20 protein-coding genes and 1 riboswitch are annotated in these 22,880 nt (G+C 57.4%); of the genes, 10 read left to right on the top strand and 10 right to left on the bottom strand.

What is annotated here, in order from left to right; translation table 11 throughout:
- Position 1: 1 nt before the first annotated feature.
- From AC6I6N_RS08935 to AC6I6N_RS08955, 5 genes are read right to left on the bottom strand one after another with little or no spacing between them, the layout of a single operon-like run.
- Positions 2-1,042 (bottom strand): tyrosine recombinase XerC, encoded by a 1,041-nt coding sequence (locus tag AC6I6N_RS08935; protein ID WP_395013708.1) that lies wholly within the window; start codon positions 1,040-1,042, stop codon positions 2-4.
- Positions 1,030-1,707 (bottom strand): DUF484 family protein, encoded by a 678-nt coding sequence (locus AC6I6N_RS08940; RefSeq protein ID WP_094195470.1) that lies wholly within the window; start codon positions 1,705-1,707, stop codon positions 1,030-1,032. The genes AC6I6N_RS08935 and AC6I6N_RS08940 overlap by 13 nt, the downstream gene beginning before the upstream one ends.
- 2 nt (positions 1,708-1,709) lie before the next feature.
- A complete protein-coding gene (dapF, locus tag AC6I6N_RS08945) occupies positions 1,710-2,633 on the bottom strand; it encodes a diaminopimelate epimerase (protein ID WP_123050935.1) in 924 nt (307 codons plus the stop codon).
- Between the two features lie 7 nt (positions 2,634-2,640).
- Entirely contained in the window at positions 2,641-3,531 is an 891-nt protein-coding gene (locus AC6I6N_RS08950) for a lysophospholipid acyltransferase family protein (RefSeq protein ID WP_094195472.1), read from the bottom strand.
- Entirely contained in the window at positions 3,528-4,382 is an 855-nt protein-coding gene (locus AC6I6N_RS08955; protein WP_497943433.1) for a lysophospholipid acyltransferase family protein, read from the bottom strand. The genes AC6I6N_RS08950 and AC6I6N_RS08955 overlap by 4 nt, the downstream gene beginning before the upstream one ends.
- Positions 4,383-4,619: 237 nt before the next feature.
- Between AC6I6N_RS08955 and metK the strand changes: the two genes are divergently transcribed.
- The 4 genes from metK (at position 4,620) to metF (ending at position 8,760) form a co-directional block, all read left to right on the top strand.
- Positions 4,620-5,783, top strand: coding sequence for a methionine adenosyltransferase (gene metK / locus AC6I6N_RS08960; protein WP_108728209.1), 1,164 nt, complete (start codon positions 4,620-4,622; stop codon positions 5,781-5,783).
- Positions 5,784-5,979: 196 nt separating this feature from the next.
- A riboswitch (S-adenosyl-L-homocysteine riboswitch) is annotated at positions 5,980-6,071 on the top strand.
- Between the two features lie 74 nt (positions 6,072-6,145).
- Positions 6,146-7,543, top strand: a complete 1,398-nt coding sequence (ahcY, locus tag AC6I6N_RS08965) for an adenosylhomocysteinase (RefSeq protein ID WP_094195475.1) — start codon at positions 6,146-6,148, stop codon at positions 7,541-7,543.
- Positions 7,544-7,585: 42 nt separating this feature from the next.
- A complete protein-coding gene (locus AC6I6N_RS08970) occupies positions 7,586-7,924 on the top strand; it encodes a phage holin family protein (RefSeq protein ID WP_094195476.1) in 339 nt (112 codons plus the stop codon).
- On the top strand, positions 7,921-8,760 hold the full coding sequence (gene metF / locus AC6I6N_RS08975) for a methylenetetrahydrofolate reductase [NAD(P)H] (protein ID WP_108728208.1): 840 nt from the start codon (positions 7,921-7,923) through the stop codon (positions 8,758-8,760). Before AC6I6N_RS08970 ends, metF begins: the two co-directional genes overlap by 4 nt.
- Before the next feature lie 177 nt (positions 8,761-8,937).
- Here metF and AC6I6N_RS08980 read toward each other — a convergent pair whose 3' ends face one another.
- Positions 8,938-9,567 carry a 5-formyltetrahydrofolate cyclo-ligase gene (locus tag AC6I6N_RS08980; protein ID WP_094195478.1) on the bottom strand — a complete coding sequence of 210 codons (630 nt, stop codon included), beginning with the start codon at positions 9,565-9,567 and terminating at the stop codon, positions 8,938-8,940.
- On the opposite strand from AC6I6N_RS08980, the gene AC6I6N_RS08985 reads away from it, so the two are divergent.
- Together AC6I6N_RS08985 and AC6I6N_RS08990 are read left to right on the top strand one after the other, a co-directional pair.
- Positions 9,566-11,668 carry a lytic transglycosylase domain-containing protein gene (locus AC6I6N_RS08985; protein WP_230018922.1) on the top strand — a complete coding sequence of 701 codons (2,103 nt, stop codon included), beginning with the start codon at positions 9,566-9,568 and terminating at the stop codon, positions 11,666-11,668. The two genes, AC6I6N_RS08980 and AC6I6N_RS08985, sit on opposite strands and share 2 nt — an antisense overlap.
- A gap of 11 nt (positions 11,669-11,679) precedes the next feature.
- Entirely contained in the window at positions 11,680-12,822 is a 1,143-nt protein-coding gene (locus AC6I6N_RS08990; RefSeq protein WP_238988592.1) for a tRNA nucleotidyltransferase/poly(A) polymerase-related protein, read from the top strand.
- 210 nt (positions 12,823-13,032) lie between these two features.
- On the opposite strand, the gene AC6I6N_RS08995 is transcribed toward AC6I6N_RS08990, so the two are convergent.
- Together AC6I6N_RS08995 and AC6I6N_RS09000 are read right to left on the bottom strand one after the other, a co-directional pair.
- Positions 13,033-14,247 carry a class I SAM-dependent methyltransferase gene (locus AC6I6N_RS08995; protein ID WP_346549227.1) on the bottom strand — a complete coding sequence of 405 codons (1,215 nt, stop codon included), beginning with the start codon at positions 14,245-14,247 and terminating at the stop codon, positions 13,033-13,035.
- 4 nt (positions 14,248-14,251) lie between these two features.
- Positions 14,252-14,473: a hypothetical protein gene (locus AC6I6N_RS09000; protein WP_121737825.1), complete on the bottom strand. Its 222-nt coding sequence runs from the start codon at positions 14,471-14,473 to the stop codon at positions 14,252-14,254.
- Between the two features lie 118 nt (positions 14,474-14,591).
- On the opposite strand from AC6I6N_RS09000, the gene AC6I6N_RS09005 reads away from it, so the two are divergent.
- Positions 14,592-15,161, top strand: coding sequence for a class I SAM-dependent methyltransferase (locus tag AC6I6N_RS09005; RefSeq protein ID WP_230018928.1), 570 nt, complete (start codon positions 14,592-14,594; stop codon positions 15,159-15,161).
- Positions 15,162-15,250: 89 nt separating this feature from the next.
- Here AC6I6N_RS09005 and AC6I6N_RS09010 read toward each other — a convergent pair whose 3' ends face one another.
- Both AC6I6N_RS09010 and ppc read right to left on the bottom strand, forming a co-directional pair.
- Complete coding sequence (locus AC6I6N_RS09010) at positions 15,251-16,033, bottom strand: sulfite exporter TauE/SafE family protein (RefSeq protein ID WP_321267568.1); 783 nt, start codon at positions 16,031-16,033, stop codon at positions 15,251-15,253.
- Between the two features lie 139 nt (positions 16,034-16,172).
- Positions 16,173-19,007, bottom strand: coding sequence for a phosphoenolpyruvate carboxylase (gene ppc / locus AC6I6N_RS09015; protein ID WP_497943434.1), 2,835 nt, complete (start codon positions 19,005-19,007; stop codon positions 16,173-16,175).
- 163 nt (positions 19,008-19,170) lie between these two features.
- Here ppc and ilvD point away from each other — a divergent pair, with 163 nt between their 5' ends.
- The 3 genes from ilvD (at position 19,171) to AC6I6N_RS09030 (ending at position 22,864) form a co-directional block, all read left to right on the top strand.
- A complete protein-coding gene (gene ilvD, locus AC6I6N_RS09020; protein ID WP_094195484.1) occupies positions 19,171-21,030 on the top strand; it encodes a dihydroxy-acid dehydratase in 1,860 nt (619 codons plus the stop codon).
- 172 nt (positions 21,031-21,202) lie between these two features.
- Positions 21,203-21,688 carry a cupin domain-containing protein gene (locus tag AC6I6N_RS09025; protein ID WP_094195485.1) on the top strand — a complete coding sequence of 162 codons (486 nt, stop codon included), beginning with the start codon at positions 21,203-21,205 and terminating at the stop codon, positions 21,686-21,688.
- Between the two features lie 153 nt (positions 21,689-21,841).
- The gene (locus AC6I6N_RS09030; RefSeq protein WP_321278010.1) at positions 21,842-22,864 is read left to right on the top strand and encodes a TRAP transporter substrate-binding protein DctP; all 1,023 of its coding nucleotides are present in this window, start codon (positions 21,842-21,844) and stop codon (positions 22,862-22,864) included.
- Positions 22,865-22,880 lie beyond the last annotated feature (16 nt).

Raw genomic sequence — 22,880 nt, forward strand, 5'->3', positions numbered from 1 at the left:
GTCAGTCATCCGCTTTGTCGCTGGTCCGGTTCTTGCGTTGTGCCCGAGGATGGGCCTGATCGTAAGCCTGGGCCAGATGCTGGAAATCCAGACGGGTATAAATCTGGGTCGTGGAAATATTGGTGTGGCCCAATAGTTCCTGCACCGCCCGTAAATCTTGTGCCGATTGCAGCAAATGGCTGGCAAAGCTGTGGCGCAGGCTGTGCGGGTGTACATGCACAGGCAGGCCACTGGCTCGGGCGTAGTTTTCCAGCTCTTGCTGCACAACACGCGGGTGAATACGGGCTCCACGGGCTCCCAGAAACAGCGCCGCACTGGCATCGGCGCTGGTCGCCAATGAGGCCAGGGCCGGGCGTTTTTGCAGCCACTGTTGCAAGGCATGCAAGGCTTTCTCGCCTACCGGCAGGCGGCGTGTCTTGCCGCCTTTGCCGCTCACCACCAGTTCACGATCATCCAGCAGTAACCAGCTTTTAGACTGGTATTGCGGATCCTGGTGATAGTGTGTGTCCAGGCTGACCAGCTCAGCCAAACGCAGCCCGCTGGAATAAAACAATTCAAACATGGCCTGATTGCGCCAACTGACCGGATCGTCCTGAATCGGGGCCGTAGAGCGGTCCAGTAGCTGCTGGGTCTGGTCCACAGACAAGGCCTTGGGCAACGGGCGGCCTATCCGGGGTGCTTTCAGACTGGCAGCCGGGTTCAAGGGCCAGCCTAGTTCTTTGGTGCGCGATTGATAGTAGCCACGCCAGGCCGCCAGAATGCGGGCCAGGCTGCGTGGGGCCAGGCCTTGGGCATGCAAACGGGCGGCGGCTTGTCGCAACTGACTTTGATTGAGTGTGTCGGGGTCGGTGCCTGGGTATTGCGCCAGCAAATGGCGCAGGTCATTGCGGTACGCACTCAGTGTGTGTTCCGAATAGCGTTTTTCGTGGCTTAGTTGATGCAGCCAGCTTTGCATGGCCGGGCTAAGGGCCGGGGAGGCGGCTGGCTGCTTTTTGGGCTTTTCCCCGGCGGGGGGACGGTCTGGTTTCTTCAGGCCGGACATTCGCTTTGATTAACGCTGCTGGGTTTGTGTAAGCGCTGCAGGGCGGCGCTGCACAATTCACCAACGCCTTCCAGGAAATCCGTACCCATATCGGCAGTAAAACGCGTGGCTTCGGGCGAGCCCAAAACCAGCAGACCAAACAAGATGTTTGACTCGGGGGATTTCAAAGGCACGATGGCTACCGATTGCGCGTCTTGTTGCAAATCGGCCAGAAATTCCTGTTCGCGTCGGGCCCCGCAATAGGGGGTGATCAAGGTGTGAGCCCAACTGGCCAGTGCGTCATCGGCCAGGACTTCGTCCGGGTTCCAGCAGTGCAGGCGCACCACGGGCATTTCAAAAATGCGCTCCAGGCTGCTGCAAATCAGGGCGGGAAGGGCGTCGGGATCGGACTCGGCCAGCATCTGGCAGTTCCATTGATGCAGTTGGCGGGAAATCTTTTCATTGCCACGGGCATTGGCGACCAGCGTAGCCAGTTGACGCTCGGTTTTTTTGCCGCGCTCGCGCAGCAACATGATCTGGCGCTCGCCCAGGGAAATGGCGCGGCTTTGGTGTGGATGAGGCACCATCAGTTTGGCAAAAACGTCGGCGTGTGCGTCGAAAAAATCAGGGTTGGCTTTCAAAAACTGGGCCACTTCCACGGCGCTAAGGCTGTTGGGGGTATCCATGTCTAGAAGATTTCCTTTCTGGCTAAGGATGCACACAGTGCATCGATATCGACTTGTCCGGTAAAGACAGTTTGGGCCGGGCCGCTCATGCGTAGCGCCTGCCCGTCCCATTCAATGCGCAAACTGCCTCCACGAGTATCAACGACAACCGGGCTTTGGAGCAATCCCCGCCGTATGCCCGCTACCACAGCCGCACACGCGCCTGTACCGCAGGCCAGGGTTTCACCGGCCCCGCGCTCGTAGACGCGCAGCTTGATGTGGTGGGGATCAATCACCTGCATGAAACCCGCATTCACTTTGTGAGCAAAACGAGGGTGGGATTCGATGAAGGGGCCTACCGTAGCAACGGGAGCCTGCTTAACATCGTCCACGACCTGCACGGCATGCGGGTTGGAAATCGAGACCAGCGACAAGGCCACGGGGGCCGCTTGACCGGGCACAGGCAAGAGCCACAAGGTGTCGTCGCCTTGGTCGCGCGTTTCCAGTCCGGTATGGTCAAAACCCACATCGGCTGGCGCAAAGCGGGTGGTGCCCATCATGACGTCCACGCCGCGTTGTGGGTCGTTATACAGGCTGATGATGCCGGTACGGATCTGCGCCCGTAAAGGGTTGGCTGATGACAGACCTTGTTCGTGTACAAAGCGGACAAAACAACGAGCACCGTTACCGCAATGTTCAACCTCGCTGCCGTCTGCATTGAAGATGCGATAGCGGAAGTCGGCCTCTGTGTCGGTGGCGGCCTCGACCAGCAAGATCTGGTCGGCACCAATTCCGAAGTGGCGATCTGCCAGGGCGCGGGCGCGTTCCGGTGTCAGTTCAATAGGCTGCGTCACACCGTCGAGCATGACAAAGTCATTGCCCGCTCCGTGCATTTTGCTGAAACGCCAAAGGGAGGAAACGGGTTGGGGGGCGGTGGGACTGTGCATGATGGGTCTAGTAGATGCCAGGTTGACCTTCAGGGCGGGTTTTGAAGCGTCGATGTACCCAATAATACTGCGGCGGATCTTCGCGCACATATTTTTCGATCAGGGCATTCATGCGCTCGGTGGCCTCTTCCAGAGTGCCTTCGCCGGGAAAGTCGGTCATGGGTTCGAGCACCTGAATATGGTAGTGGCCGGTCTGGGCATCCAAGCGGGAAATCACGGGAATGACCAGCGCATCCTGATTGCGGGCAATCTGGGCAGTGGACAGCAGGGTGGCGGCGGGGACATTGAAAAAAGGCACAAAGGCCGAGCCCTTGGCGCCGAAGTCCATATCAGGGAGGTAATAAATTGGCTGGCCCTTTTGCAGCGCGCGCATCAGGCCACGGATCCCGTCTTTGCGGGAAATCAGCGGGACCGAGGAAAAGCGGCTGCGGCCTTCATACATCAGGCGATCTACATGAGGATCGCGCTGCGGTGTGTAAAAAGCGACCAAAGGCGAGATGGACATGGACAGCCGTGTGCCAGCGGCATCCATACCCAGGAAATGAGGCACCAGTAGCATGACCTTGCGACCCTGTTCCAGCGCCTGGGTAATGTGTTCTTCGCCTGTCAGGTGCAGCGTGTTCAGAATGGTGCTGGGCAGACCAAACCAGAGCAGGCCCCGATCCAGATAGGATTGGGCCAGCAGGCGAAAGTGCTGCTTTTCCCATTCGCGCCGGGTGCTTTCGGGTGTGTCGGGAAAGCACAAATCCAGGTTAGTACGAACAATGTGACGGCGGCGGGAGGCAAAGCGATGCACCAGTGCGCCCAACACGGCACCCCAACGCTGGCGCGAGCGCACCGAGGCACGGCCAAAGTAGGTAAAAACGGATTTGAGCAGTGGGTAAGAATTAAAACTCATGGTGTGGCATCGCCAGGCAAAGGGGGCGCGTCATGCGGAATCTTGTAGCGGTTATAGGCCCAGAGATACTGGGTTGGAAAGCGCCGAATCATGATTTCCATGGATGCGTTAATCAGGGTGGCAAGCTCTGTGGGGTCCTCGGGCAAAGGCTCGGGCAGGCGCAGGGTGTGAATGTGAAAACCACGACCTTTGGGCAAACGCTCGGTGGCTGTCACGATGATGGGCACATTGGACTGACGGGCCAGTTTGCCGGCCAACGTCATGGTCAACGCGGGGCGGCCAAAAAAAGGTGCCCATACACCATCGCCACCACTAGGGACTTGATCGGGCAGCATGCCAACTGACTCGCCTCGGCGAAAAGCACGGACCAGTTCGCGCACGCCTTTGATATTGGCCGGTACGGCATGCAGGCCTGGTAGCTCACGGGACTCGACCATCAAGGGTTCCAGAAACGCTTGGCGAGGCGGGCGGAACATGACAGTCATTGGATCCACGCCGGAAAAATAGCGCGCAATCATTTCAAAACAGCCCAGGTGCGGGGTCAGATAAAGTATGCCGCGACCTTCGGCCAGCGTTTCCTGGACCAGGGGCAGGTTGTCGATCGTGCAGCGATCCAGACAGGCTTGTGGATACAGCCAGACGCGCGGGGTTTCCATAATCATGGCGCCAGTCTCTGCGGCAGCGTGCCGAAAGAAAGCGGGCGAATCGTAGCCCGCTTGGCGACAGTGGCTTTGCAGACGACGGCGATAGCGTCCGGGAAAGGCGTAAATCAGTCGGCCTACGGCTCTACCCAGGCCATGCAGGACGGGTAAGGGCAGGCGAGCCATCAAGCGCAAAAGAGCCACTAGCATGGGCCAGGCAATCCTTTAGTGTGAAGTTTTGCTGAAACAAATATGTATTTTCGCTTAAAATAGATTGTATCGCTGAGTTAAACGACAACTTGCGGAGCGATCAGGCAGCGAGCTGCCCACTATAAACCGCTAAAGCGTCGCGCCCCGTCTATCGTATCCACATCGCTGGCTTCGAGGTGCAACGCAGTTTGTTCAACCTCGTGCTGATTATCAGCCCTTATTCAAGGAAGCTACGCTGTGAGCAACAACGACTTTCTCTTTACTTCCGAATCTGTCTCTGAAGGCCATCCCGACAAGGTTGCCGACCAGATTTCCGACGCCATCCTGGACGCTATTTTCGAGCAGGACCCTCAGGCGCGTGTTGCTGCCGAGACCTTGTGCAATACCGGGCTGGTGGTGCTGGCTGGCGAGATCACCACGCACGCCAATGTGGATTACATCCAGGTGGCCCGTGACACCATCAAGCGCATTGGCTATGACAATGGCGATTACGGCATCGACTACAAGTCTTGCGCTGTGCTGGTGGCCTACGATAAGCAATCACCCGATATCGCCCAAGGCGTGGATCGCAGCCCTGAAGAGCTGCTGAACCAAGGCGCTGGCGACCAGGGTCTGATGTTTGGCTACGCCTGCGACGAAACGCCTGATCTGATGCCGGCTCCTATCTGGTACGCCCACCGTCTGGTGCAGCGTCAGAGCGAACTGCGCAAAGATGGCCGTCTGCCCTGGTTGCGTCCTGACGCCAAGTCTCAAGTCACCTTCCGCTACGTGGATGGCCGTCCTACCGAAGTGGATACCGTGGTTCTGTCCACGCAGCATGCTCCTGAAATGTCCCAGAAAGACATTCACGAAGCCGTGATCGAACACATCATTCGTCCATGCTTCCCATCGGACCTGCTGACCGAAAAGACCCGCTTCCTCGTGAACCCCACTGGCAAGTTCGTGATTGGTGGCCCTCAAGGCGATTGTGGTCTGACTGGCCGCAAGATCATTGTGGACACCTACGGTGGCGCATGCCCTCACGGCGGTGGTGCGTTCTCCGGCAAGGATCCCTCCAAAGTGGATCGTTCCGCTGCTTATGCGGCGCGTTACGTGGCCAAGAACATTGTGGCAGCCGGTCTGGCCCGTCAGTGTCAGGTTCAGTTGAGCTACGCCATTGGTGTGGCTGAGCCAATCAATATCACCATCTACACCGAAGGCACCGGCGTGATTTCGGATACCGAGATCGCCAAGCTGGTGCGCCAACATTTCGATCTGCGCCCACGCGGCATCATCGAAATGCTGGATCTGCAGCGTCCCATCTACACCAAGACTGCTGCCTACGGTCACTTTGGCCGCAGCGAGCCCGAGTTCAGCTGGGAAGCCACGGACAAGGCCCAGGCTTTGCGTCAGGCTATCTAAGCAGTGTGCAAAGGCCGCTTGCGGGCGGCGCTTTGCAGCAGTGATACAGCGTTGTCGGGGCCGGAAAACCGGGCTGCCCGCAACGCTGAAAGAGGCAGGCCCCGGCCCGTCTCGCAAGAAGAAATTATGATTTTTACCCCGGGAGCCGTCTTCCCAAGACGATCCAAACGGGTACAATCACCCACATTAATTTGCCATCCTCGAGGGGCGTTGCGACAAGACACTCGTCTTGCCAGGCTCGGGGCATGGATAGGTGGTATCCACCTTGGAGAACGACGCTCACCACGACCTGCATGGCGGGCTGCTGGTGAGAATTCATTTGCTCTCCGTGCAGTCTGCGTGCCGTATAACGGAGCCCGACTGTGACTTTTACCGATTACAAAATTGCCGATATTTCCTTGGCTGAATGGGGCCGCCGCGAGCTGACCATTGCCGAGACCGAAATGCCTGGCCTGATGGCCACTCGCGAGGAATTTGCTGCCTCCCAGCCCTTGAAGGGCGCGCGCATTGCCGGCAGTTTGCACATGACGATTCAAACCGGGGTTCTGATTGAAACCCTGACGGCCCTGGGCGCTGAAGTGCGCTGGGCATCGTGCAACATCTTCTCCACTCAAGACCACGCTGCTGCGGCTATTGCTGCCTCTGGCGTGCCTGTGTTCGCCGTCAAGGGCGAAACCCTGGAAGAGTACTGGCAGTACGCTCACGACATTTTTGACTGGCCCGGTGAGCAGGCCAACATGATTCTGGACGACGGTGGCGACGCAACCTTGTTGCTGCACCTGGGTGCCCGTGCTGAAAAAGATCTGTCCGTTCTGGACAAACCCGGCAGCGAAGAAGAGCGCGTCATGTTCGCCTCCATCCGCGCCCGTTTGCAAAATGACAAAACCTGGTACTCCACCCGTCTGGCCCAAATCAAGGGCGTGACCGAAGAGACCACCACCGGCGTGCACCGTCTGTACCAGATGGCCAATAAAGGTGAGCTGGCTTTCCCTGCCATCAACGTCAACGATTCGGTGACCAAGTCCAAGTTCGATAACCTGTATGGCTGCCGCGAGTCCCTGGTCGATGGTATCAAGCGCGCGACCGACGTGATGGTCGCTGGCAAGATCGCCGTGGTGTGCGGTTTTGGCGACGTGGGTAAAGGTTGTGCCCAGGCACTGGCTGCCTTGCGTGCCCAGGTTTGGGTGACTGAAATTGACCCTATCTGCGCCCTGCAAGCCTCGATGGAAGGCTACCGCGTGGTGACCATGGAAGAAGCCGCTGACAAAGCCGATATCTTCGTGACCGCTACCGGCAACTACCACGTGATTGACCGCTCGCACATGGAGCGTATGAAAGACCAGGCGATCGTGTGCAACATCGGTCACTTCGATAACGAAATCGACGTGGCCTCCATTGAGGATCTGGAGTGGGAAGAGATCAAACCTCAGGTTGATCACGTTATTTTCCCTGACGGCAAGCGCATCATCTTGCTGGCTCAAGGTCGTCTGGTGAACCTGGGCTGCGCCACTGGCCACCCTTCGTTTGTGATGTCGGCTTCGTTCACGAACCAGACTATTGCACAAATTGAACTGTTCACTCGTGGTGATCACTATGAAACGGGTAAAGTATATGTACTGCCCAAGCACCTGGACGAAAAAGTCGCTCGTTTGCACTTGAAGAAATTGGGTGTGAATTTGTCGACCTTGTCCCAGGCGCAGGCGGATTACATCAACGTGCCTGTGCAAGGACCATTCAAGGCCGAGCACTACCGCTACTAAAACGCACTGGCGTCTTCGGACGCCACTTCTTGGAGCCCTATTATGACTTTGCTACTCGTCTGGATCCTGAATGCTGTTGCCTTGCTGGTTGTTGCCTACATTCTGCCCGGCATTGTCGTGGCGTCGTTTGGCTCGGCCCTGATAGCTGCGCTGGTACTGGGCTTGCTCAATACCCTGGTCAAACCCTTGTTGATTGTGCTGACCTTGCCCATCACCATTGTGACTTTGGGTTTGTTCCTGTTGGTGCTCAATGCTTTAGTGTTCTGGTTTGCCGGCTCTATCCTCAAAGGTTTCCAGGTTGAGGGATTCTGGTGGGCCGTGATTGGGGCTATCGTCTACAGTCTGGTCTCCGGGCTGCTGTCGGGACTATTAATTAAATGAGTAACAAGCAAACCTTGAGCCTGGAGTTTTTCCCGCCGCGAGACATCGCGGCGCAGGAAAAACTGGTGCGTACCGCCAAGACCTTAATGGGCTTGAACCCCGCCTATGTCAGCATGACGTTTGGAGCCGGTGGCTCCACGCGGGCTGGCACAGTCGATGCGGTGGCATTGCTGCAAAAACTGGGTTTTGATGTGGCGCCGCACCTGTCATGCATTGGTACGGCACCCGCACAGCTTAGCGAGATGCTGGACAATTACCGCGACCAGGGCATACGACGTATCGTGGCCCTGCGTGGTGATTTGCCCTCGGGGATGGGGGGGGATGCAGGCGAGCTGCGCTACGCCAGCGATCTGGTGGCCTTCATTCGTGAAAACTACGGCGAGCACTTCCATATCGAAGTGGCCGCTTACCCTGAAATGCACCCCCAGGCCACAGGTTTTGGGGATGATCTGGCTCACTTTGTGAACAAGGTCAATGCGGGGGCGCACGGGGCGATCACGCAGTATTTCTTTAACCCGGACTCCTACTTCAGCTTTGTTGAACGGGCCCAGGCCCAAGGCGTTACGATTCCGATCACTCCGGGCATCATGCCCATTACCAATTCGTCCCAGTTGCTGCGTTTCTCGACCATGTGCGGTGCAGAAGTACCGCGCTGGATTCGTTTGCGTCTGGCTGACTTTGGTGATGATCGCGCGTCGATTCGTGCTTTTGGGATCGATGTGGTGGCACGCTTGTGCCAGGACCTGCTCGATGGCGGGGCGCCGGGTATTCACATGTACACCCTGAATGGGGCAGACGCGAGCATGGCTATCTTGCCAAATCTGACCTGGCGTTAGTCACCGCTGGTGTTCAGCAAAAACCCGCCAAGGTATTGGCGGGTTTTTTACTGGGACGTGATAGAACTGATCGTTTATTCGAAGGCCAGCGCATGCCGATTGTCCGGTATCTGCGGGCCAGAGCCGCTCAGAAGGAACAGCATGGTGCCCCAACGCTGGGTTGCCAGGAAAGAAGATTTACAGTTCCGGCGCGGGCACTGCCCAGCCTTTATCGGTCAGAATACTGTCCAGGCGTTGGTCGTGCGGGGCGGGCTGGTAGGACTGGCCCGACAAGTCGCCCACGGCCCAGGCAATCCCAATGCTGGTAAACGTGTGGTTCTGCTCTTTCAGCGCCGCCAAAGTCCGGTCGTAGTATCCTTTGCCGTAGCCCAGGCGATCGCCCTGGCGGGTATAGCCCAGGGTGGGGACCAGGACAATGTCCGGTTGCAGGGTCTTGTTGGAAATCGGGATTTCGATGCCGTAGCGTCCCTTCTCCATGTTGGTCTCGGGTGTCCATTCGACAAAGCTCAATGGGGCATCGGCTTCTTTAACTACAGGCAGACAGACATTGATGCCTTCTTCTTCCACCCATTGAAGCAGCAAGGGGCGCAGGTCCGGTTCTTCGGCCATAGGCCAGAAAGCGGCAATGGTGGTCGGTTCGGTACGGCCTTGTTCACGCAGGCGGCTGCGATTGGTGGCCAGCCAGGTGAACAGACGGCCCCGGATCAGCAAAGCGCCCCGGTTGGTGTCGATGGCAGGCTGTCCTGCACGCAGGTCTTTTAGTCGCGTGCGCAGCGCGGCTGCGTTATGCTCTACGTTCTGAATCATGGGTGATTTTCTAAAGGCCGTCACTATGGGTATCAACCAGCTAAAGTACCAGAAAACACCAGCTTGGGGCATGGTGCCCGCGCTGCCTCGTCCGTCCTTGAGCGCCTTGATGGTGTTTGCACTGGGTTTGGTCGGCTGTGCGGGGTCTCAATCTCCTCAAGCCCAGACTCATTCCCCGGATCCCGTCGTCGCCAAGCAAGCCCTTGTTTTGCAGCCAGCCAAAGAGGCCGTACGTCGCTGGGACCGCGTCCCGCCTGTGCCGCCAACTGCTCGTCAGGCTTTGATTGACGCTCGTGATGCCATGCAGGCCAAGCGCTGGTCGACGCTGGATGCCTTGGCTCCGATTGCGGCCAATGACCCTGTCCTGGGCTCTTATGCACAATACTGGCGCTTGCGACGGATTTTGCAAGATACGACCACCCCCGTGCCCGATGAGCAAGTTCGTTTGTTCCTGAGCAGCAATCAAGACGAATACCTGGAAAACCGTTTGAAGTCCGACTGGATTGTGGCGGCCGCGCGTAGCGGCAACTATGCGCTGGTGCGTGAGCTGGCTCCGGTTTACGCCCCCTCTTCGGCCGTGAAATGTGCAGTGGCTTCGGCGCAGAATGCGGCAGGGCAAGCTGTGGATGTGCAGGACTTGTTGGCGTCTTTCTCACCCAGCCAGGCTTGCTGGTCGGCACTGGATCAGTTGTATGACCGTAAAGTGGTCAGCAAGAATCAAGTCCGCGACCTGATGCGTGATGCCTTGGAAAGTAACCGTACAGCCCAGGCGCGTCGTCTGGCTGCGATTATCTTCACGGCGTCGCAAATGAAGGATTACACCGCTTTGATGGCCTCGCCGCAGAAGTGGCTGGATCGCAACGCAAACAACAGCTCGGTCAATCCGGAGCTGGTGTCCTTGGCCTTGTCCCGTCTGGGCCGTGGTCAGCGTGATGTCGCAGCGGCGTATATTGACCGTACCTGGGCTGGCAAAATCCCTCAGGAAAACTTGAACTGGGTCTGGGGCCAGTTCGGTCTGATCAGTGCCCTGCGGGTAGAAGATGACGCGGCTAAATGGTATCGACGTTCTGGCCGTACCCCCATGACGGATTACAACAATGCTTGGCAAGTGCGCGCCGAATTGCGCCAGGCCACCATTGACTGGAAGCATGTCTCTGCCGCTATCGACAAGATGAACGATGCGCAAAAGGCTGAACCAGTCTGGGTGTATTGGTCGGGGCGTGCGCATCAGGCATTGGGTCACACAGATCAGGCTCGTGCCAAGTTCCAGTCCATTGTGGGCGATTTGAACTTTTATGGTCAGTTGGCAACAGAAGAATTGGGTCTGACCCCGTCCTTGCCTCCTCAGCCACAGCCTTTGACGCCTTTGGATATGCAGGATGCGCGTACCAATGCGGGCTTGCTGCGCGCGGTGGAACTGTTCAAGCTGGGCTGGCGTCCAGAGGCCGTACCGGAGTGGAACTTTGCCTTGCGCGGCATGAACGACCGGCAGTTGCGGGCCGCCGCCGAGTTCGCCCGTGAGCAGCATATTTACGACCGGGTGGTGAATACCTCCTTGTTGACCAAGAACGAGATTGATTTCAGCCAGCGTTTTATCGCTCCTTTTGAAGGTCGTGTGACCGAGCAGGCCCAGTCCATCAATCTGGATCCAGCCTGGGTCTATGGCCTGATCCGCCAGGAGTCGCGCTTTATTACCGATGCGCGTTCGGGTGTCGGAGCGTCGGGCTTGATGCAACTGATGCCTGCAACGGCCAAATGGGTCGCCAAAAAGATTGATATGCACGATTTCTCGCCGTCTCGTGTGAACGAATTCGAGGTCAATACGGTGCTGGGTACCAACTACCTGAACATCGTGCTGGGACAGTTGGATGGCTCCCAGGTGCTGGCGTCGGCAGGTTATAACGCCGGTCCAGGTCGCCCCCGGCAGTGGCGCTCGCGTTTGAATGGATCGGTTGAAGGGGCCATTTTTGCCGAAACCATCCCTTTTACCGAAACACGCTTGTATGTAAAGAATGTGCTCTCTAACGCGACTTACTACTCCATGATGTTCAGTGGTCGGCCGCAGTCCCTGAAAGGGCGTTTGGGTACGATTTCGCCTTGATGAATTCGTCCATGCTTGATGACAGACAGCAAACAGCCTTGGCGGCCCTGATGGGGCCGCCAGATCCTGTTTTGGAAGGTTTGCAGGTCTATGTGGTGGGTGGCGCGGTGCGCGATGCCTTGCTGGGTTTGCCTGCGGGCGACAAGGACTGGGTTGTTGTGGGAGCCAGGCCCGAAGCATTGGCTGCCCGAGGTTTTGTGCCTGTGGGCGGTGACTTCCCGGTCTTTCTGAATCCTCATAGCAAAGAAGAGTTTGCGCTGGCCCGCACCGAGCGCAAGTCTGGCCGTGGCTACAAGGGCTTTACCTTTTACACCGGTACAGACGTGAGCTTGGCGGATGATTTACGCCGCCGTGATCTGACTATTAATGCGATGGCCGTGGATGCGGCAGGGAATTTGCACGACCCCTTGAATGGTCTGGCGGATTTGCAGGCTCGGCTGTTCCGTCATGTGGGCGTGGCGTTTAGCGAAGACCCGGTGCGCTTGCTGCGGCTGGCGCGGTTTGCGGCCCGCTTTACCGAGTTCACTGTGGCCAACGAGACCTGGGCCCTGGCGCGTGAACTGGTCGAGCAGGGTGAAGTGGACGAACTGGTGCCCGAGCGCATCTATCTGGAAGTAAGCAAAGGCTTGTCTGCCAAGCAGCCCGCTCGCATGTTCGACGTGCTACGGGAAGTGGGCGCGCTGGAGCGTGTCATGCCTAGCTTGAATTACAACGATCAGGTAGGTCAGCAAGTACAGATCGCCAAAGACAGACGCTTGGATCTGGCAAGCTGCTTTGCTGTTCTGTGCCATCTCTCGGAAGCACCTGCGCAGGTGGCGGAGCAGATTCGCGCTCCTTCGGAATGGCGGGATCAGGCTCGCTTATTGCCTGTGCTGTTGGCCAGCCCTGCTTTGCTGCAGCCTCGTGCCGACGTGGAGTCTGCCTTGCAAGTCATGGAGTCGCTGGATGCCTTGCGCAAGCCTGAGCGTTTCATGCAGTTGATCAGTGCGGCGGCCTGTCTGAGGGCGGTTCCAGAGCGTGAGTGGGATCAATTGCGGGCAGTCATGGCCAGTGTGGATGCCGGTGCCGTTGCCGCGCAGTTCAAGGCTGAACCCGGCAGAATTCGGGAAGCGGTGCGTGCGGCTAGATTGGCTGCCCTGGAGCAGTCGGTTTAGTTTTGTGTGCTACCGATAGCTCAAAAGTAGATAAGCGGCCTATTGGCCGCTTATCTTTTGCTCCTTCGTTTGAGGCCGTGTGCGGGTTCCCGCTTTAGATTATGAAGTGGATAGGCCATTCAGCTTGCTGTCTTGCCTTCCAGGCAAGGTGAAGGGTGATCGGCACAATTCCCTTTGTAGCGTGGCCGTCGCCCGAAACAGGCAATGTGCTTACAGACGTTCGCGTCGGTCTCCGCTCATCGTGCCCAGCATAGGGGCAGAAACATCACGCCCAATGATCATTACCTTGAACAGTTCCCCCATTTCTGCTTCGGACAGCAGCTTGTTGGCGGCACTCATGGTTTGCGCCCATTGCTGCTGGACGGCGGGTGATGGGTCTTCTGGGGGCGAGGCCAGGAAATTGGTAATGCCACAGTTCATCAGAAAGCGTGCCTGACTGGTGTAGCCCAGCACATCCAATCCGGCTTCCAACGCGGCATCTGCCATGGCCGTGAAATCCACGTGGGCGGTGATATCCTGCAAGCCAGCCAGAACCAGCGGTTCGGCATGGGCAAAATGGCGGAAGTGGCACATCAAGGTGCCTTTGTCACGCTGCGGGTGATAGTACTCGCGCTGCGGAAAACCGTAGTCAATCAAAATTGCTGCACCTCGTTTCAGCCAAGAGCCTATGCTGCGCACCCAGGCTTCGGCCTGCAGATTGATTTCCGACAGGTAAAAAGGCTGGGCTTGAACACGCTCGGCCACCAGCGTGGCCAGATGCTCGGGTGCTGGGCGAGTGGCCAGATAAAAAGGCGCCGGTAGGCCGTGGGCTGTGCTGTCGTCCGCCGCAATAACACCCACTTCCAGCACCTTGCCTTCCACATCAAAAGTGAACAGGCTGGTTGGCATGGCATCCAGAACCTCATTGGCCACCACGCAGCCCTTGAAGCTGTGTGGTGTGCTGTCCAGCCATTGCACTTGCGCTTGCAGGGGCGCCAGACGCTCTTGCTGACGCACACGCAGGTCAGGCGATACTTCCAGAATCGAGTATTGCGGCTCGATACCTTGCTGGCGCAGCTCGGTAATCAGCGCTTGGGCCAAAGCGCCACTGCCCGCGCCAAATTCCAGAATGTTCAGCGTTTGGCTGCCTTCCAGCACTTCCATCACCTGGCGGCTCAAGGTTTGGGCGAACAGGGGAGAGAGTTCAGGTGCCGTCGTAAAGTCACCGGTAGGAAGGGTGCTGCCAAACTTGGTGCTGCCGCCGCTGTAGTAGCCCAGATGCGGGGCGTACAGAGCATGGTGCATCCATTGATCGAAAGGCAAGAAACCGCCTTCATCCTCAATGCGATCCAGCAAGTAATGGTTGACCTGCGCGACATGTTCTTTCAGCTCGTCTGACAGGGGAGGTAAACCGTGTGGCAAGGCAGGGGCAGACAGTACGTTCATGGCGTCAGTTGGGCTCGTCGTTAGGTGTCTCGGAAGAAGCCGGGGTGGCGCTCTTGGCGCTGGCTTTTTTGGCCTCAGTCACTTGATGCAGGGTGCGGATCATGCCCACCAGCATCCCGATCAGGATGCTGGTGGCAGCGGCCAGGATGAAGTTGCCGTAGATAAACCATAAAGGCAGACACAGAACGGCCATCAGCAATATGGGTTTTTGCAGCAGAACTTTCATACACCCTCAAAAAATAGCGTGGAACCGGGGCCAATTGTAGCCTAGGCCAGTGGCGTGCTTGAGCTTGCCCACTGCTGCGTTACCATGAGCGTTTTGTCTGTTTAGCAAAGGGGTGGGGATGAACGACAGGGGACAGGCCAGCGCCTGGTTACAGGCTTGGGCCCATTTGATTCCGAATCCGGGCACGGTCCTGGATGTGGCCTGTGGCCGGGGGCGCAATGCCCGCTGGTTGGCCGAGCGCGGCAATACCGTGATTGGCGTGGATCGGGATCCGGAAGCCGTGGCAGCGACATCACCTTATGGGGAAATCATCCAGGCTGATATTGAAAACGGTCCCTGGCCTTTTGCCGGGCGCAAGTTCAATGCCCTGGTGGTGACCAAGTATTTGTGGCGTCCCTTGATGCCTACCTTGCTGGAAAGCCTGGAGCCGGGCGGGGTGCTGGTTTACGAAACCTTTGGGGTGGGCAACGAGCAGTACAACACGCCGCGTAACCCGGATTTTCTATTGCAAGCAGGTGAGTTGCTGCGTTGGTGTGCAGAGCTGGATATCGTGGCGTATGAGCATGGTTTCCGGGCTGATCCGGACCATATTGTTCAGCGCATTGTGGCGGTGCGCCCGCGTGAAGGTGGCTCTTTCAGCGATTACCGCCTGAACCCGCAGGACGGTGGTGGCAGTATCTGCGAATAAAGCGTGTTCAGTTTTGAGCCAAGTGCTGTGCTTGGCTCAACGAGGTATCCGATGTTGTTGGAGCGGGATTGTGCGTGCCGCATTTCGGCTTAAAACAGATAAGTGCGTGCCAGCATGGACAGGGCCACAACAACGGTCAGAATGCTGAAGCCTTGTTGCAAACGTAGGGGAGGGATATGAGGGGCCAGTTTTCGGCCTATTACCATTCCAACCATCGCTGCGGTCACAAATACCCAGCCGCTCACGGGAATCACCGCCCCGTGTACCAGGCTCATGGCCGAGGCACTTAAGGAAATCAAGGCGATCAGCATCAGTGATGTGGCCACAATGCTGTGCATGGACAGGTCGCTGAAACGCTTTAAGGCAGGCACGATCAGAAAGCCGCCGCCCACGCCCAACATGCCTGAAAATAAACCCGCTACCGCTCCGATGGAGGCCAGGGTGGCTGTGCCCACTGGTGTCCAGCGCAGGCGGCCGGTTTCTGGATTCAGGCAACAGGGGGTATGGGTAGGTACTGTGTCCGTAGGACGGCGCAGCATCTTGGTGGCAATCCACAGCATGATGACGACAAACAAGGTCACCAGTACTTTTTCCGGCAAGGCATGGCTGATGCGTACCCCCAAGGACGTCACCAAAGCGCCCGTGACGGCCATAAATAGGGCGGCCCGATAGCGCACGATATGTTTGTATAAACCATCCAGTGCGCCCACCAGGGCGGCTGCACCCACCGCCAGCAAGGCCACAGGCGTGGCCGCCGTCATGGTGTAACCCATGCCCAGCACCAGAGCGGGCACGGCCAAAATGCCGCCCCCCGCGCCTGTCAGACCCAGCGACAGGCCAGTCAGAATTCCTAGAATAATTGCGAGTGCCATAAGCTAGATGGCGTGACCCCGGTGGGGATCACGCCTTTTTCAAAAAGCGTAGTAATGGCTTATTGTACTCTCCTAACTTCTTTTGGAAATTAGCTTATGTATAAAAGTAATTAACGGACAAGCTTTTTATGGTTTTGCGTTAGCCCGAGTTACGCAGGCCAGCTGCAATACCGTTGATTGTCAGGTGAATGACGTGCTGCTTGTTGACACCGCTGCGAGTCGGTTTGCTGGCTTTGTCACCTTGACGGCGATGGCGGCGCAGCAGCTCCACCTGCAAGTGGTTCAGCGGGTCAATGTAGGCAAAGCGTTCGGCCAGGGCATCTTGCAAGGCCTGATCGTGTGCCAGCAGCTCGTGGCCGGTAATTTCACGGAACAGTCGGTGTGTCAGCTCGAATTCGTTCCGGATTTGCGTGAAGATACCTTCGCGTAGTTCCTCGTCTTCGACCAGGCCGGCGTATTTCAGGCCGATATCCAGATCGGTCTTGGCCAGTACCTGTTCCATATTGGACAGCAGGGTACGGAAGAAAGCCCAGTCACGCGCCATGGTTTGCAGTTGGGCCAAGCGTTTTTTGCGGTTCAGCCCGTCGTTGGGCAGCCCTGATTCCAGATAGCGGTTCAAGGCCGTGCCCATGCCGTACCAGCCTGGAATAGGCAGACGACATTGCGCCCAGGAAAAACTCCAGGGGATGGCACGCAGGTCTTCAATGCTTTGTGTCGCCTTGCGTGACGAGGGACGCGATCCGATATTCAGGCCGGCAATTTCCTTGATAGGGGTGGACTGGAAGAAGTACTGGTCAAAGTTTGGCGTCCCGTAGACCAACTGGCGATAACTTTGGTGTGCCTGCTCGGACATCCAGGCCATGGCCTCACCGTAGGCTGCCAGGTGTTCGTCGTCATTGGGCGAGCCTTTGCGTGAACCCAGGCTGGCTTCCAGCATGGCGGCGACAAATAGCTCCAGATGCCAGCGACCCACGTCCGCATCTTTGTAGCGGCCTTGAATCATCTCGCCTTGCTCGGTCAGACGAATCTGTCCGTTCACGGTGCCGGGAGGTTGCGCCAGAATGGCGTCGAAACTGGAGCCACCGCCTCGGCCTACCGAGCCGCCACGGCCATGGAACAGACGCAGACGTACTTTACGGCGCGAGAACACCTGTGCAAATTCACGTTCAGCACGGTACAGCGTCCAGTTGGAGGTCAGATAGCCACCGTCCTTGTTACTGTCCGAGTAGCCCAGCATTACTTCCTGTACGCTGTTTTGGGCGTGACGCACACGCTGGCGGATTTCAGGCATGTCCAGCCATTCCTGCATGATTTGCGGGCCACGCTCCAAGTCAGGGATGGTCTCGAACAAGGGCACGACCATCAGACCTTGGTGCTCCGGCTCGTTGGAGTTGGGCACGATCAGGCCGGTTTCCTGTTGCAGCACCAGCACTTCCAGCAAGTCGCTAAGTGTTTCGGTGTGCGACACAATGGTTTGCTCCAGCGCACGCGCACCAAAGCGGCGACGGCAGTCGGCGGCTTTGCGCAGAATAGACAGCTCTTTCTCGGTTTCTTCCGAGTAGCGATACCAGGGTGAAACCAGGGGGCGATGGTGACGCAACTCCGAGCGCAGCAATGTGATGCGGTCTTCTTCGGACAACTGGCGGTAATTGACGGGTTCGTCTTTGTACAGTGTGCCCGCCACACGGAACAACTCGTCCAGCACGCGCTCGTGTACGTCCGAGCTTTGGCGCAGATCCAAGGTAGCCAGGTGGAAGCCAAAAACCTCTACGGCTTGAATCAATTCATTCAAGCGCAGGCCCGCAATGGCACCACCTTTGTTCTCTGCCAGGGAATCGGCAATGATTTGCAGATCAGCCTTGAACTCTTGTGGGCTGGTGTAGGGCGGGGCGGTGTAAGTGGGGCGATCGGCCAGATCACGGCCCAGCAAGGTTTGCGCCGTGGCTGCCATACGGGCGTATAGATGAATAAAGCTGCGGCGATAAGGCTCGTCTACGCGGTGTGGCGAGGGGTCCTGGCTGCTGGCGGACAAGGCCGCCAGGTCTTTGCTGACGCGGTTCAATGCGTCCGATACGGAGATTTCCGTACCCAGCAAACGAATCTGCTCCAGATAGTGTTGCAGCGCGCGTGTCGATTGACGCAGCACGGCTTGCTCAACCGTTTCAGGGCCTACATTGGGGTTGCCGTCGCGGTCACCGCCAATCCAGCTGCCCATGCGCAAAAAGGCGGGCAAAGCGCGGGTTTTCTGATCCAGCAGGCTTTTCTTGCCGGGCTCCAGCAAGCGGTCCAGGTCGTGGTAGAGCTGGGGAATCGTAGGCAGAAAAGTGGACCCGTAATAGGCCAACGCATTGTCGATCTCGTCCATCACGGTCAGCTTGTGATCGCGCAGCATGCGGGTTTGCCACAGCAGGGACACCAGACCGGTCAGCTTTTCCTGGGTGCGGGCCGATTGTGTGGCGCTGGCCTTGTGATCCAGACCGTTTAGCTCATCGGCAATGGCCATATGCACGGCCAGCGTACTTTGGCGCTGGACCTCGGTGGGGTGGGCCGTCAGCACCGGCATCACACACGCTTCTTGCAAATAGCGGCGAATTTTCTTGGCGCTCAGGCCCTGATCCATCAAGGTCTGAATAGCGTGTTGCAGGCTGCCCAGCAATTGCTCGGGGTCCTGCTCTTCGCGGCGACGGTTCTGGTCGCGGTCCTCGGCAATATTGGACAGGTGCAAAAAGTAGGCAAAGGCACGGGCCACGGAGCGGGCCTGCGCATCGTTCAGCTTGGGAATGTCTTTTTCCAGAATCCGTGCTTGTTGCGGATCGTGTTCACGTCTGAAACTGACAGCAGCCCGGCGCAGGGCTTCAATCAGCGTGAAGGTCGCCTTTCCCTCGCTATCACGAATCACCTCTCCCAGGGCCTTGCCCAGAAAGCGGATGTCCTGTCTGAGCAGGTTGGAAAGGTCAGGCACGGCCTGCGGCATAAGATATCTCCTGTGAACTAAGGGGTTTTGCTGCAAAGGATTCGGGGTGCCAGATCGGTAGCCGCCCGACGGTAAGACGCCTGCCCGATCTTGACGCGCACAAAGCGCCTTGGGACGTTTATGATAGGTATCTTTACATAATTTTCCTGTTCAGAGAGTAGTCATGCCCCAATATCGCTCCCGTACCTCGACCCACGGTCGTAATATGGCCGGCGCGCGTGCCCTGTGGCGCGCCACCGGTATGAAAGACGAGGATTTCTCCAAACCGATCATTGCGGTGGTGAACTCCTTTACGCAATTCGTACCGGGTCACGTACACCTGAAAGACATGGGCCAACTGGTTGCCCGTCAAATTGAAGCGGTCGGCGGTGTGGCGAAAGAGTTCAACACCATTGCGGTAGACGACGGAATCGCGATGGGCCACGGCGGCATGCTGTACTCCCTGCCTTCGCGCGAACTGATCGCCGACTCGGTGGAATACATGGTCAATGCCCACTGTGCGGATGCCATGGTGTGTATCTCCAACTGCGACAAAATCACCCCCGGTATGTTGATGGCCGCCATGCGCCTGAATATTCCTGTGGTGTTTGTATCGGGTGGGCCGATGGAAGCGGGCAAGGTCTATTCGCCAGACGGCAAAACCGTGGTGCAGAAGCTGGATCTGGTGGATGCCATGATTCAAGCCGCTGACCCTAACGTGACCGATGAGCAGGCTGAAGCGGTTGAGCGTAGCGCTTGCCCTACCTGTGGTTCCTGTTCGGGCATGTTTACTGCCAACTCCATGAACTGCCTGACCGAGGCGCTGGGCCTGTCCCTGCCCGGCAACGGCACTATTGTTGCCACCCACGCGCGTCGCCAAGGTTTGTTCGAGCGTGCTGGCAGCCTGATCGTGGATCTGGCCAAACGCTACTACGAGCAAGACGACGACTCCGTTCTGCCACGTAATATCGCCACCTTCCAGGCTTTTGAAAACGCCATGACCCTGGATGTGGCCATGGGCGGTTCCACCAACACCGTGCTGCACTTGCTGGCGGCAGCCCAGGAAGCCGGTGTGGAATTTACGATGGCCGATATCGACAAGATTTCGCGCCGCGTGCCTTGCCTGTGCAAAGTGGCCCCCGCTACCCCCGAATTCCACATGGAAGATGTGCACCGCGCGGGCGGCATCATGGCGATTTTGGCCGAGCTGGGCCGTGCCAACTTGTTGAACCTGGATGTAGGCAACGTACACAGTGGCACCTTGCGTGAAGCGATCAAGCGTTGGGACATCAAGGGTGACAACGTTAAAGCGATTAGCGACTTTTATCGCGCGGCCCCCGGCGGTATTCCTACTCAAGTGGCGTTCAGCCAGGATCGTTATTACCAGGATCTGGATAGCGACCGCGCCAAAGGCTGTATCCGTGACAAGGCGAATGCTTACTCACAAGACGGTGGTTTGGCTGTGCTGTACGGCAACTTGGCCATCAACGGTTGTATCGTTAAAACCGCTGGCGTGGACGAAAGCATTCTGACCTTCACCGGCACCGCTCGCGTTTACGAAAGCCAGGACGATTCTGTCGCCGCCATTCTGGACGGCGTGGTCAAGGCGGGCGATGTGGTCATCATTCGTTACGAAGGCCCCAAAGGTGGCCCGGGTATGCAAGAGATGCTGTACCCCACCTCCTACCTGAAATCCATGGGCCTGGGCAAAAGCTCGGCCTTGTTTACTGATGGTCGCTTCTCCGGCGGCTCGTCTGGTTTGGTGATCGGTCACGCTTCGCCCGAAGCGGCTGAAGGTGGCAACATCGCCTTGGTACAAGATGGCGACACCATCGAGATCGACATCCCCAACCGTCGTATCCACTTGGCGATCAGCGATGAAGAATTGGCGGCGCGCCGTGCGGAAATGCAATCGCGTGGTTCCAAGGCCTGGAAGCCCGTGAACCGCGAGCGCGTTGTGTCCCAAGCCCTGAAAGCCTATGCCGCTTTGGCGACGTCGGCTGACCGTGGTGCCGTGCGCGACGTGTCACAGTTGGATCGCTAAGCACTAGCCCAGTTCGTCAAAACCCCATCTGCCTTTGGCAGGTGGGGTTTTTTTATGTCCGGAACAAACGTATCGGGTAAATACGAATATTCCATCCCTATCACCCTGATAGAATCCGTTTTATCCAAAATGGGATCCCGTTTTGTTAATTTGGTTTTTTAAGGAGGACGTGATGAGTGAAATAGATCCAATTACCTTGGCTCCGATTCTTAATCCGGGAGGGATAGGTGGCCCTTTGACAGCGGCTCACCGGGAAATGACGGTCAAACATCGGGACGATCTGGATTGGGACAATCTGCGCTACGAAGGGCAGTTCACCAAGATGATGTTTCACCCCACCAAGGACGACCCCACCGTTCCCAACGCCGGGGTGGTGAAGTACTTGAAGGGGTCTGGCCACCCTTTGCACAGCCATTACTTTGCCCAGATCTGGTACATCCTGGCCGGCAAGTTCGAGATCAATGGTGTGGTGTATGGCGAAGGCACGATGGTGTTTCACCCCGATCCGCACTTTGAGCATGCACTGACCACTTTGGAAGATGGCGAGATTCTGTACGTGCAGTACATGGGGCCAACGACCCGCCAACCGGCTATTTATGAAGGCCGCTTCAATATGAAAACCCGCCGTTCCCTAGAGGAAGAATCCAGAGCGGTGTAAGCGGTGCCGCTTGGATAGCGAGCCACAGGAAAGCTGCTCATGCCGGAATGCGTGGGCAGCATCAACAAGCAAAAAAAGCCCGATCAGGGCTGGCTTGGAAAACGAATAGAACTGAACAGAAATTCAATACCACAGGATGCAGGGGGACTAATAATGAAACGGATGACACAAGTGGGGATCGCGGTTCTGGTGATGCTGGGTGCGCTGAGCGCATGTGGCAAAGGTGGATCGGGCGACACGGCACACAATGACAGCAAGGGCCCACGAACGCTACAGCTTGCCCACGTTTCGGTAGAACAGAGCGAAGATATGTACCACTACTTGGCAACGAACTTTGCCAAGCGGGTGGAGGAGCAAACCAAGGGTGGAATCAAGGTGCAAGTGCTGGGCGGTGCCCAGTTGGGCGGCGAGCGCGATGTGGCCGAGGGTATGCAGTTGGGTACGGTGGATATGAGCCTGCTGGCCAGTTTCACACTAGGCTCCTTCGAGAAAAAAGCGATGGTGATAGACCTGCCTTATCTGTTCAAGGACTACCAGACTGCATTCAAAACCCTGGATTCCAGCTTCACGGATCCGATTGAGGCTGATCTGGAAAAATCGGGCTTGAAAATTCTGGGCTGGGGCCATGGCGGTTTCCGTAATCTGTACAACTCCAAGCAGGCCATCCGTAGCTTGTCGGATTTAAGCGGGATGAAAGTGCGTACGCCGGAAAGCCCCATTTATGTGGATACCTGGCGGGCCTTGGGTGTCAATGTCACCCCGATGGCGTATCCGGAGCTATTTACCGGTCTGCAACAAAAGACGATTGATGGTGCAGAGAACCCAACGGCGCTTTTTCATACCAGTCGCTTTTATGAAGCGGCTCCCTATTTGTCCAGAACAGAGCACGTCTATAACGCAATTCCTCTTGTGATTTCCGGACGGGTCTGGGATACCTTGTCTGCCGATGAAAAAGCGATCTTTCAACAGGCGGCCACGCAAGCGGTGCAGGAGCAGCGCCAGTTCCTGATTCAGAGCGAAGCGCAGGTTGAGAAAAAACTGCTGGATGCGGGTGTGTCGATCAATGCGGATGTGGATAGGGCACAGTTTCGCAAAGCGGTTGCACCTATTTATGAAAAATACAGAACGGTGATTGATCCCGATCTGGTTGCCCGTGCGCTGGCACTGTCTCAATAATCCTCGGCGGACATCC

The organism is Alcaligenes sp. LTN-3, assembly GCF_059735605.1.

Coding starts and splice junctions, on each gene's coding strand:
- ppc (WP_497943434.1), bottom strand. CDS start 19,007: ATGCCGCAGGCCGTGCCTGACCTTTCCAACCTGCTCAGACAGGACATC.
- AC6I6N_RS09000 (WP_121737825.1), bottom strand. CDS start 14,473: ATGAAAGTTCTGCTGCAAAAACCCATATTGCTGATGGCCGTTCTGTGT.
- AC6I6N_RS08970 (WP_094195476.1), top strand. CDS start 7,586: ATGACTTTGCTACTCGTCTGGATCCTGAATGCTGTTGCCTTGCTGGTT.
- AC6I6N_RS08935 (WP_395013708.1), bottom strand. CDS start 1,042: ATGTCCGGCCTGAAGAAACCAGACCGTCCCCCCGCCGGGGAAAAGCCC.
- AC6I6N_RS09010 (WP_321267568.1), bottom strand. CDS start 16,033: ATGGCACTCGCAATTATTCTAGGAATTCTGACTGGCCTGTCGCTGGGT.
- AC6I6N_RS08940 (WP_094195470.1), bottom strand. CDS start 1,707: ATGGATACCCCCAACAGCCTTAGCGCCGTGGAAGTGGCCCAGTTTTTG.
- AC6I6N_RS09030 (WP_321278010.1), top strand. CDS start 21,842: ATGAAACGGATGACACAAGTGGGGATCGCGGTTCTGGTGATGCTGGGT.
- AC6I6N_RS09025 (WP_094195485.1), top strand. CDS start 21,203: ATGAGTGAAATAGATCCAATTACCTTGGCTCCGATTCTTAATCCGGGA.
- AC6I6N_RS08950 (WP_094195472.1), bottom strand. CDS start 3,531: ATGAGTTTTAATTCTTACCCACTGCTCAAATCCGTTTTTACCTACTTT.
- AC6I6N_RS08955 (WP_497943433.1), bottom strand. CDS start 4,382: ATGCTAGTGGCTCTTTTGCGCTTGATGGCTCGCCTGCCCTTACCCGTC.
- dapF (WP_123050935.1), bottom strand. CDS start 2,633: ATGCACAGTCCCACCGCCCCCCAACCCGTTTCCTCCCTTTGGCGTTTC.
- AC6I6N_RS09005 (WP_230018928.1), top strand. CDS start 14,592: ATGAACGACAGGGGACAGGCCAGCGCCTGGTTACAGGCTTGGGCCCAT.
- ilvD (WP_094195484.1), top strand. CDS start 19,171: ATGCCCCAATATCGCTCCCGTACCTCGACCCACGGTCGTAATATGGCC.
- AC6I6N_RS08995 (WP_346549227.1), bottom strand. CDS start 14,247: ATGAACGTACTGTCTGCCCCTGCCTTGCCACACGGTTTACCTCCCCTG.
- AC6I6N_RS08985 (WP_230018922.1), top strand. CDS start 9,566: ATGGGTGATTTTCTAAAGGCCGTCACTATGGGTATCAACCAGCTAAAG.
- AC6I6N_RS08990 (WP_238988592.1), top strand. CDS start 11,680: ATGCTTGATGACAGACAGCAAACAGCCTTGGCGGCCCTGATGGGGCCG.
- AC6I6N_RS08980 (WP_094195478.1), bottom strand. CDS start 9,567: ATGATTCAGAACGTAGAGCATAACGCAGCCGCGCTGCGCACGCGACTA.
- metF (WP_108728208.1), top strand. CDS start 7,921: ATGAGTAACAAGCAAACCTTGAGCCTGGAGTTTTTCCCGCCGCGAGAC.